Below are 11146 nucleotides of genomic sequence, written 5' to 3'. Positions count from 1 at the left end.
GCGACTCTTTTAATATACCACAGGGTGCCTATCGAATGCAAGCTTTTTTTTGAAGTTTTTTTCTTCCAGCTTGCTGGACTTGCTCGTTCAGAACAAGCCGTTCGAAGCGGCGAAGACTAATGTAACACATAGGCCGAAGGAATGTCAATAAAGAAATTTAATCCATGTTTATTCGGATAGAACCTCTTGAATGGATATAGAACGCACCAAAGCTAAATTAACTATGTCTCCATCAATTTTTATCCATGGTCGGGTCGGTTGGGCCCGATCTGTAAACACAATTTCGCCGACTCGCTTATCGCTTAATATAACTTTGGTGCCTGTATGAAAGGAGGTTACTCTATGGATAAAGGTTTGGACTAGCTCGGGATCAAGCTTGCCAAACGATTCATTAAAGATATGCTCAAGCACGAGATAAGGCGAAATCCCTTTTTTATGATTTCGGTCACTTGTCATCGCATGAAAAGTATCTACAATTGCCACAATTTTAGAATATGGATGAATCTGCTCTCCTTTAATCCCGAGGGGGTAGCCTGATCCGTTTTCCTTTTCATGATGTTGAAGAGTGGCGAGCTTCGTCCCTTCGTTAAGCCCGCTAACCTGCTTGAGAATTTGGTAGCCGAACACGGTATGCTTCTTTACGGCCTCCATTTCCTGATTCATTAATGAGGCTTCCTTATCGAGTAAACGATGGTCTACCCGTACGCTTCCAATATCGTGAAGAAGGCCCGCTAAAGCAATGGGAAGATGATCCTTCTCGGAAATTCCATGCCATTTAGCCAATAAATAGGAGGAGAGAGAGACCCTGATGCTGTGATGGAACAAGTATTCGAATATTGGGGTAGGATAATTAGCAGTCATTGGATGGTATTGGTCTATATGCTGCAGCACCGTTTCCAAACGGGATCTCACTTCAAGTATGGGCAGCATCCCGCCCGCTTCTGCAGTCTGAAATAATTTCCTGACAAATTCCAATAAGTCATTGTACTCTGCTTGAAAAGCTTTGAGCGCTAGGGACGGGCGGACCCCTTCCTCCGTATGGGAGCTGGCTGATTCTGTCTTGTCGGAAACTAAGGAAACTTCAAAGATTAAGAACGCTTTTAATACCTGCTTCTCTCGCAGTGTAAGAACCCGCCCTTTTTCCATAAGCAGACTCCCTCTGGATGTAAATACGTCCTCAGCCAAGTAATCCCCATCCTTAATCAGCTCGACTGAAACTTTAGTCATGTCTTTCTCCCCTTAAATGGTCCTTTATACCTATATTAAAACAAAAAAAAGAGAAGGGGGAAAGCCCCTTCCATTAATTTTATTCTTCTGAATCTGTTTCTAGATCGATTTTTTCTACAACCGATCCGGTTACAGGTCCGATTTCCGTTATCATTTCATCATCGATCTCTTCGTCATTCTCTTCACTTTTATCGACTCTAGCTACGGTTGCCACTTCATCGTCGTCTTTGATGTTGATCAAACGCACTCCTTGAGTATTGCGCCCCATCGTCGAGATTCCGGCCATACTCATGCGGATAATGGTTCCTTGTGCGGTTATAATCATCAAATCCTCATCTTCTTTAACGATTTTCAAACCGACGACATGACCGTTCTTGGGAGTGATATTAAGAGTCTTGATGCCCTTTCCTCCGCGAGTCTGGAGTCGGTAGTCATCAATCGGGGTCCGCTTGCCGAATCCTTTGGAAGTAACGATCAGCACGTCATTCTGATCCTCTACTACGTCCATATCGATAACCTCGTCATCGGAGGACAAATGGATTCCTTTAACTCCAGTGGCGGATCTGCCCATCGGACGAACATCTTCCTCTTGGAACTGAATGGAGATCCCCATCTTCGTTCCCATGATGATCGCTTCCTTGCCATCCGTCAGTTTGACTCCGACGAGTCTGTCCTCTTCGCGAATGTTGATTGCGATCAGTCCGCCCTTACGGATATTGCCGTAATCTCTCAGCGGTGTTTTCTTCACGATCCCTTCTTTGGTCGCAAAGAATAGATACTGATCCGATTCAAAATTTTCTACCGGAATAACGGCATTGACGGTCTCCCCTTGCTCAATCTGGATCAGGTTAATGACCGGGGTCCCCCGGGCTGTCCGGCTTAAATCGGGAATTTCGTAAGCCTTGAGCCGGTACACCTTCCCTTTATCCGTGAAGAACATCAAGTAGTGGTGAGTATTGGATACAAACAGATGTTCGACAAAATCGTTATCCTTCGTATCCATGCCGACTACGCCGCGGCCCCCCCGTCTCTGAGCCCGATAAGTCGTTACCGGTAGACGTTTGATATAACCGGAATGGGTAATCGTTATAATCACATCTTCTTGAGGAATTAAATCCTCATCCTCGATGCTGTCTTCTCCTACCGTAATTTCCGTACGCCGTTCATCGTTGAACCGTTCTTTGATTTCCTCCAGTTCATCGCTGATAATGCCCAGGATTAAGTCTTCATTCGCCAAAATTTCTTTTAACTCGGCGATTTTCTTCAGCAATTCGGCGTATTCCTCCTCGATTTTCTCACGTTCCAGGCCAGTCAGGCGTTGGAGTCGCATATCGAGAATAGCTTGAGCCTGTTCATAGCTCAAAGAGAAAGTGCTCATCAACCCTTCGCGGGCAACATCCGTCGTTCGGGAGGAGCGAATAAGACTGATCACCTCGTCCAGGTGATCAAGGGCAATCCGCAGCCCTTCCAGAATATGCGCACGAGCCTCTGCCTTGCGCAAGTCATACTCGGTACGACGGCGTATGACCTCTTGCTGATGAAGCAAGTAGTAATGGAGAACCTCTTTAAGATTTAAAATCTTAGGTTCTTTATTGACAATCGCCAGCATGATGATCCCGAAATTACTTTGCATGGCGGTATGCTTGTACAAATTGTTCAGCACGACATTCGGATTGACATCCTTGCGCAGCTCAATAACGATACGCATGCCGTTCCTGTCTGATTCATCCCGCAGATCGGTAATTCCGTCGATTTTTTTGTCGCGGACCAGCTCTGCAATATTGACGATCAACCGGGTTTTGATTACCTGATAGGGCAGCTCATTTACAATAATGCGGGCCTTCCCGTTATTTTCTTCTATGGTCGCCTTGGCACGCATAGTAACCGAGCCTCTTCCGGTAGAATAAGCTTGCCTGATTCCTTCTCTACCGAGAATATAGCCTCCCGTCGGGAAGTCGGGGCCTTTAATATACTCCATAAGCTCTAATGGCATAATATCCGGATTTTTAATGAGCGCCTGAACGCCTTCTATGACTTCACCGAGATTATGGGGAGGAATAGCGGTAGCCATTCCGACAGCGATTCCCGAGATGCCGTTAACCAGCAGGTTGGGAAAACGTGAAGGCAGCACGGCCGGCTCCTGCTCTTCCCCGTCATAGTTCGGTACAAAATCAATCGTTTCTTTGTTAATATCCCGCAGCAGTTCCATCGCTATTTTAGACAAGCGGGCTTCGGTATACCTCATGGCCGCTGCGGAGTCCCCGTCTATGGAGCCGAAGTTTCCGTGGCCATCGACCAACATATAGCGCAAGGAGAAATCCTGGGCCATCCGGACCATCGTCTCATATACAGCAGAATCTCCGTGGGGATGGTATTTACCGATAACCTCCCCAACAATTCTGGCCGATTTCTTATATGGTTTATCGGGCGACATGCCCAGTTCCGACATCGCGAACAAGATTCTGCGGTGAACCGGCTTCAACCCATCTCGAACATCGGGCAGCGCACGGCTGACGATGATACTCATCGCATAGTCCATGAACGATTCCCGCATTTCCGAGCCGATATCTCTTTCTTTAATTTGAGGTTGCATCTCTTCGGCCATCGTATACCTCCTGATCGTTCTACAAAAGCAGGCCAACAAAAGCTTCGCCCGATTTTATCCATCCATCCTATTATATTACTTTCGCCACTTTTGCACAATTAAACGCTTGAAGCCCCACCTTAGTATCCCTTAACGAAAGGCGGCTTTTATCTTAAAAAAGAAGGCTCCGTACAGACACAGAACCTTCCTTTCGGAATGAATCGGCATGGAGTTGTTAAACATCCAGATTGGTCACGTATTTAGCGTGCTCCTGAATGAAATCTCTCCGCGGCTCGACATTATCCCCCATTAGGGTGTCGAAGATACGGTCCGCTTCAATGGCATCCTGGATGTTCACTTGGAGCAATGTCCGGCTTTCAGGGTCCATCGTGGTCTCCCACAATTGGGAAGCGTTCATTTCGCCCAAACCTTTGTAGCGCTGAACGTTCACTTTGGCGCCTTCGCCAAATTCCTGCATGATTTCGTCCCGCTGCTTGTCATTGTATGCATAGCGGGCTGTCTTGCCGCGCTCCAGTTTGTATAAAGGCGGCTGAGCAATATAAACATAGCCGGCTTCTATCAACTTGCGCATGTAACGATAAAAGAAAGTGAGCAGAAGCGTCCGGATATGCGCCCCGTCGACATCGGCATCGGTCATAATAATCACTTTGTGATATCGCGCTTTGGTAATATCGAATTCCGTTCCAATCCCGGTTCCAAGAGCCGTTATGATCGCGCGAATTTCAGCATTGGACAGGATGCGATCCAATCGGGCCTTCTCGACGTTCAAAATTTTCCCGCGCAGCGGGAGAATAGCTTGAAAATGTCGGTCCCGACCCTGCTTGGCGGAGCCTCCGGCGGAATCGCCTTCGACGATAAAGATTTCGCTTATGGACGCATCCTTGGAGGAGCAATCCGCTAATTTTCCTGGCAAGGAGCTGACCTCAAGCGCACTCTTCCTCCGGGTCAATTCTCTCGCTTTACGCGCGGCTTCTCTGGCTCGGGCTGCCTGGATCCCCTTCTCCATAATTTTCTTGGATACGCCGGGATGCTCTTCCAGAAATTCCTGCAGCTTCTCCGAGAAGAGAGATTCCACAATCCCGCGCACCTCGCTGTTGCCCAGCTTGGTCTTGGTCTGTCCTTCAAATTGCGGCTCGGGGATTTTAACCGAAATAATCGCTGTTAATCCTTCACGGACGTCGTCCCCCGTCAAGTTGGAGTCATTCTCCTTAAGTGAACTCGACTTGCGTGCGTAATCGTTAAGAATTCGGGTTAAGGCGCTCTTGAACCCGGATTCGTGCGTTCCGCCTTCGTGAGTATTAATGTTATTGGCAAAAGAATATATATTTTCGACATAGCTGTCGTTGTACTGCAGCGCAATTTCCACCTGGATATTGTCTCGGGTTCCTTCCGTATAGATCGGCGGTTCATGCAGTGCTTCCCGGTTCCGGTTCAAATATTCGACGAATGAAATAATTCCCCCGTCATACTTGAATGTATTGGAGGCATCTGTCCGCTCATCGAACAGATTGATCTCGATCCCTTTATTAAGAAAAGCCAGCTCCCGAAGTCGCGATTGTAGTATTTCGTAATCATATTCGACGGTTTCCGTAAAAATTTCCGGATCGGGCAGGAAAGTAATCTTCGTTCCTGTTTCTTCCGTTTCTCCGACCACTTTGAGATCGTATTGGGGGATACCGCGTCTATATTCCTGCACATGAATTTTTCCTTTTGTTTTGACCTGAACCGTAAGATGAGTGGACAGGGCATTAACGACCGACACCCCGACTCCGTGCAATCCGCCAGATACTTTATATCCGGAATCGTCCCCGCCGAACTTACCGCCGGCGTGAAGCACCGTCAGCACAACCTCGACTGCGGGCTTCTTCATCTTGGCTTGTTCCCCTACAGGAATTCCGCGTCCATTGTCAGTCACTGAAATGCTGTTGTCTTTATGAACGGTAACATCAATTCGGGTACAGTAACCGGCCAAAGCTTCGTCAATACTGTTATCGACGACTTCCCATACCAAATGGTGAAGACCTCTGCTGCTGGTGGAACCGATGTACATCCCTGGACGTTTTCTGACCGCCTCCAGTCCTTCCAGTACCTGTATCTGATTCTCGTCATAAGTATTTGAATTCAATGACATTACCCTTCACCTACTTTTCTTATTTCCGGACAATAAAGGTTAATTAACCTGTAATTGACTTGCTCTTTTGTTTAAAGTAGCGGACGAAATAGGGGAATAATAAACTTTATAAGCGGTAACAACCAAGGATTTGCTTTCTTCCTCGCCGATCACTTCGATTTTTTTGGTTTTCATAGCGTGAGCGACAAATTGTTTGGAAATTTTAGAATTTTTTTCGATCGAGAGGTCAAAAATGGCTACTAGCTCAACCGCTCGAATAATCTTTTCCCCGCCCAAATGAATGAACATAACGATCAACCCCCATTCGGATAGTAATCGATGGAATAGGTTCATAACGTATCCGAGACAACCCCGTTCTTAACATGGAAAATAGCCGCATCCGACAGTTTGTCCATATTGACACTGTCCAGAGCCGTCGTCGTGATAAACGTCTGAACTTTATCCTGGAACGTCTCAATCAATTGCGTCTGCCGGTAAGGATCTAATTCCGACAGGACATCGTCCAGCAGCAGAATGGGGTATTCTCCAAGCTCTTCGCGTATCAGCTCGAGCTCGGCCAGCTTAAGGGAGAGAGCGGTCGTTCTTTGTTGCCCTTGCGAGCCGTACACTTGAACCTCTCTGCCGTTAATATAAAACCCCATATCATCACGATGAGGCCCGATCAACGTCGCGCCGCGCCTTATTTCCTGTTCTTTCATCTGTGATAACTTTATCATAAATCGGTCCAATAGAATAGTTTCCTCTTCCGGATCGTTAGCTTCTATCGAGGGCCGATACTCGATTTGCAGCTTTTCCACTCCATTCGTAATGCCCGAATGAATAAATTCCGCCCATTTTTGCAGTTTTTTTATAAAGCTTTGCCGTTTTTTAACAATTTTAGTACCATACTGCGCCAATTGCTCATTCCATATTTCCAGCATCGATTCGGAAACGTCCGGCTTGCCCCATAATTGCCTCAAGTAATTGTTTCGTTGGTTGAGAACTTTTTGATATTGATTCATCTCATGCAAATATCCAGGGTGTACCTGGCCGATTTCCATATCCATAAACCGGCGCCGGATTCCGGGAGCTCCCTTAACAATTTCCAAATCCTCAGGGGCAAACATAACTACATTCAGCGTACCGATAAAGCCGCTTAATTTTTTCTGCTCCAGTCCGTTTATTTTGGCTTTCTTCCCTTGAGACGTAACGGACAGGCTCAGCTTGCACAAGCCATACTTTTTGTCCACTTCAGCATACAATTGAGCGTATTCCTCATTCCAGCGGATCAGCTGCTTATCCTGATGGGTCCGATGGGATTTAGACAAAGCGAGCACATAGATCGCTTCCAGCAAATTCGTTTTGCCCTGGGCGTTCAGCCCCATAAAAATATTGACATTATGGGCCGTATTTAATTCGATTTCTGCGTAGTTTCTATAATTTTTAAGAGCCAGCTTTTTAAGAAGCAACTTTTTTCCTCCTAAGAGTTTTGCGGAACAAAACTCCGTTTCGTAAGGAAGAACGCTCCCTGATCCTTTCTTCCATTCTGAACGAAAGGGATACGGAGCGTAACTCTCACCTGTTTATACGTTGGGATGATTCAGGATCGGACGACTTGAAATGTGCCGCATCCGTCCACTTGGACGATATCGCCGGGAACGAGCTTTTTGCCTCTGCGGTTCTCCATTTCTTGGTTAACCCGTATTGTAGTCTCCTGGAGGAAGATTTTGGCGTGTCCTCCCGTGGATACACAATTCGCCAATTTTAGAAACTGTCCCAGAGTAATATAATCCGTCGTGATAGAAATTGACTTCATTCTTCCGCACTCCTTTAATTTGTAGTCCGGTAGGGAAGGATGAGCTGGAGAATCTTAGTGCCGTCCTCCGGCTGAATCACTATCGGATTCATAGGACCGGTAAATCCGATACAAACGTTTTCGCAATCGATCACCTTTAATGCATCCAGCATGTATTTGGAGTTAAACGATATTTTCAAATAATCGCCGGAGTGATTGCTGATCGGTAGAGACTCCTTGACTTTACCCAACTCAGAGGAACTGGAAGAAACCTCGATGGTGCTATCTTCGTTCATGACCACTTTGACAATGTTGGTCTTGTCTTCTCTGGAAAGCAGATAGGCCCGGTCGATCGCATCCATTAACGATTTGGCGCGAATCGTCATTTGGGTCTGGAACTGCTGAGGAATCAGCTTGCTTGTATCGGGATAAGCGCCTTCCAGCACACGGGTGTAGAACAATACGTGGTTCAGCTTGAACAACACTTGGGTCTCAGAAATGACGATATCGACCAAAGTGCTTTGATCCGGCAATATTTTATTAAGCTCGCTCAAGGTTTTACCCGAAATCACTACATTCTGGAACTGTTGTTCGGGTGGGGTTTCCATTCGGGTTTCCCGAGTTGCCAGCCGATGCCGATCACAACCGGTTAATTTCAGGTTATTTTCGGTCAAAGACCATAATACCCCGGTTAATACGGGAGTGGTTTCACTTGTCGAAACGGCAAAAGAGGTTTGTCGAATCATCGATTTCAGCAGATCGCTGGCCATTGAGATAACTTTATGCTCATCAATACGGGGGAGAAGAGGATATTCCTCCGGATCGAATCCGACTAATTGAACCTCGGCTGTACCCGAACGAATGGTCGTTTGATGATGTTCGCCGGCTTCAATTTCAATCTGGTCTGACGGCAACTTGCGTACCATCTCTATAAAAAATTTAGCGGGAAGAACAATGCTTCCGGTATTTATCAAATCGACAATCTGGATATCATCTTCCTCCAAAGGTACGAAAGATTGGATGGAAATATCCGTATCGCTTGCCGTGAACGTAACTCCCTTTGGTGTTGCGTCTATTTTAATTCCGCTGAGAATCGGTATGGTCGTTCGGCTGGATATCGCTTTGGACACATGCTGAATCGATTCATTCAGCTGGTCTCTTAAAATCGTCAGTTTCATAATTTCACTCCCGGGTTCTTAAATTAAGAAACGGCTCATATCTTGTATTATATCAAACTCGAAAAAAGCCGACATGATTTACGCAGCTTCGGAAATAGAACGAATGGTGCACATTTCTATATTAATTATATCTTTTTCTTAGTAGTAATAGTAGTAGGCGGGCTGAATATGTGGATATGTGCATAAAAAAGACAAGAATCAAGCCTATCCACATGTGTATAGATTGTGCATAGGCTTAGTCGTTATTAACTAGGATTTTTAATTTTCTCGGTCAGGTTCGTAATGATTTTACCCAGATCCGGATCCTGCTTCAGTGTCATCGATATTTTGTCATGGGCATGAATAACAGTTGTATGGTCTCTTCCGCCGAAGGCTTCGCCGATCTTGGGAAGGGAATAATCGGTTAATTCCCGTGATAAATACATCGCTACCTGCCTTGGAAAAGCGACAGCTTTCGTACGTTTCCTCGCTTTGAAGTCCTCGAGTTTCAGCCCGTAGAACTCCCCGACCTTTTGTTGAATATCTTGTATCGTGATCACTTTGGGACGGGAGGAAGGGATAATGTCCTTCAACGCATCGGCCGCCAGCGAAACCGAGATATCCTCGTTGATCAGAGAGGAATAAGCAACGACACGAATTAATGCGCCCTCCAGCTCGCGGATGTTCGTATCGACATGGTTGGCAATATAGACCATAGCTTCGTTAGGGATTTCGAGATTTTCGGCCTTGGCTTTTTTGCGCAAAATCGCGATCCGGGTTTCCAGATCAGGCGGTTGAATATCTGTAATCAATCCCCATTCAAAGCGGGAACGAAGCCTTTCCTCCAACGTCGGAATTTCCTTCGGCTGCCGGTCGCTTGAGATGATGATTTGCTTTCTTTCTTCGTGCAGGGCGTTGAAAGTATGGAAAAATTCTTCCTGCGTCTGCTCCTTCCCGGCCAGAAACTGAATATCGTCAATGAGCAGAACGTCGATGTTCCGGTATTTGTTGCGGAAGCTTTCTCCCCGGTTATCACGAATAGCGTTAATAAATTCGTTCGTAAATTTCTCTGAAGAAATATAAAGTACCCGGGCATGCGGGTTATGCTCGAGCACATAGTGCCCGATCGCATGCATGAGATGAGTCTTGCCAAGTCCCACTCCTCCATAGAGAAAAAGGGGATTATACGATTTGGCCGGCGCTTCGGCTACAGCTAGCGATGCCGCATGCGCAAACCGGTTACCCGCCCCGATAACAAACGTATCGAACGTATATTTGGGATTCATCATACTGGCATAAGACCATTCTTCCTGGACGATGACTTCCGGCTGAACGGGCTGCACGGCCTGAGTAGACTGAGCTTGCGGCGGGGATTCGTCTTCGATAACGACTTCGACGACCACTTCTTTCCCTAAACATTCGTATACGGTTGCGCTGATCATTTTTGCATATCGGGTTTCGAGCCATTCACGAGCAAAAGTGTTAGGGGCGCATATAACAAGGAGGGAATCGGTAAATACTTTAGCCTTGGTCGACTTTAGCCACGTATCAAAACTTGGCTTGCTTAGTTTGGTTTGAATCTCGGTAAGTACTTGTTGCCATAAGTTGTTGACATGGCTTTCCACAAACGGTCACTCCTTTAAAAAACGTGGCGGCAGCCATTAGATGTATTGTCGAATCAAAGAACAATATGTCAATTATCCACAATATTAAGGGAATTAAATGGGTTATTGGGAAGGGTAAGTTAAAATTGTTCACAATATTATCCACAGCATGTTGATAATTCAATTGAAACTCATACATATCCACAACGGAAAACAATTTAAATATATCAAAAAGAGGGAAGTGTTTCAATGGGATTCCGTTTTTTATCCACAATTTCATAAGCCTGTGAATAGTTTTGGTGCACAAACCTGCAAAATGTTTATAAATTGTTGATATTTCGACAGCGTTTTCCGAAATCCGTTCTTTTTTTATTCACAGCTGTTTGCGGATGAAAATCACGATAATGTTCAGTTGACTTTTGGTGTCTGAGATGCTTTAATTATTAGAGGTATTTTTGGGATGTAATTCCTCGAGGGAGGTGCGATAGATGAAACCGACATTTCAACCGAACGTCAGAAAGCGTAAGAAAGTACACGGTTTCCGTAAGCGTATGAGTACGAAGAGTGGCCGCAAGGTAATTCAAGCTCGTCGCCAAAAGGGCAGAAAAGTATTAACTGCTTAAGTTAGAGACCACTTGCGAGTGGTCT

Annotated in this window: 9 protein-coding genes; 1 reads left to right on the top strand and 8 read right to left on the bottom strand. The window is 45.9% G+C overall.

Annotated features, from left to right (window positions below; genetic code table 11):
* Positions 1-168: 168 nt before the first annotated feature.
* The 8 genes from KJS69_RS25900 to dnaA all read right to left on the bottom strand — a co-directional run bounded on the left by KJS69_RS25900 (position 169) and on the right by dnaA (position 10519).
* Complete coding sequence (locus tag KJS69_RS25900) at positions 169-1227, bottom strand: HD-GYP domain-containing protein (RefSeq protein ID WP_213586705.1); 1059 nt, start codon at positions 1225-1227, stop codon at positions 169-171.
* Positions 1228-1306: 79 nt separating this feature from the next.
* Positions 1307-3832, bottom strand: a complete 2526-nt coding sequence (gene gyrA, locus KJS69_RS25895) for a DNA gyrase subunit A (RefSeq protein ID WP_213586704.1) — start codon at positions 3830-3832, stop codon at positions 1307-1309.
* A 214-nt stretch (positions 3833-4046) separates the two neighbouring features.
* On the bottom strand, positions 4047-5963 hold the full coding sequence (gene gyrB / locus KJS69_RS25890; protein WP_213586703.1) for a DNA topoisomerase (ATP-hydrolyzing) subunit B: 1917 nt from the start codon (positions 5961-5963) through the stop codon (positions 4047-4049).
* Between the two features lie 39 nt (positions 5964-6002).
* Complete coding sequence (gene remB / locus KJS69_RS25885) at positions 6003-6251, bottom strand: extracellular matrix regulator RemB (protein ID WP_213586702.1); 249 nt, start codon at positions 6249-6251, stop codon at positions 6003-6005.
* 41 nt (positions 6252-6292) lie between these two features.
* Positions 6293-7411 (bottom strand): DNA replication/repair protein RecF, encoded by a 1119-nt coding sequence (recF, locus tag KJS69_RS25880; protein ID WP_213586701.1) that lies wholly within the window; start codon positions 7409-7411, stop codon positions 6293-6295.
* Positions 7412-7542: 131 nt separating this feature from the next.
* Positions 7543-7758 carry a S4 domain-containing protein YaaA gene (gene yaaA / locus KJS69_RS25875; protein ID WP_213586700.1) on the bottom strand — a complete coding sequence of 72 codons (216 nt, stop codon included), beginning with the start codon at positions 7756-7758 and terminating at the stop codon, positions 7543-7545.
* Between the two features lie 14 nt (positions 7759-7772).
* Positions 7773-8915: a DNA polymerase III subunit beta gene (gene dnaN / locus KJS69_RS25870; protein ID WP_213586699.1), complete on the bottom strand. Its 1143-nt coding sequence runs from the start codon at positions 8913-8915 to the stop codon at positions 7773-7775.
* Between the two features lie 245 nt (positions 8916-9160).
* Entirely contained in the window at positions 9161-10519 is a 1359-nt protein-coding gene (gene dnaA / locus KJS69_RS25865; protein ID WP_213586698.1) for a chromosomal replication initiator protein DnaA, read from the bottom strand.
* Positions 10520-10986: 467 nt separating this feature from the next.
* Between dnaA and rpmH the strand changes: the two genes are divergently transcribed.
* On the top strand, positions 10987-11121 hold the full coding sequence (rpmH, locus tag KJS69_RS25860; protein WP_213586697.1) for a 50S ribosomal protein L34: 135 nt from the start codon (positions 10987-10989) through the stop codon (positions 11119-11121).
* Positions 11122-11146 lie beyond the last annotated feature (25 nt).

This window comes from Paenibacillus sp. J2TS4, assembly GCF_018403245.1.
Lineage (GTDB): Bacteria > Bacillota > Bacilli > Paenibacillales > NBRC-103111 > Paenibacillus_L.
The sequence above is the reverse complement of the archived record's forward strand: the minus strand, read 5'-3'. Positions and strand labels throughout refer to the sequence as shown.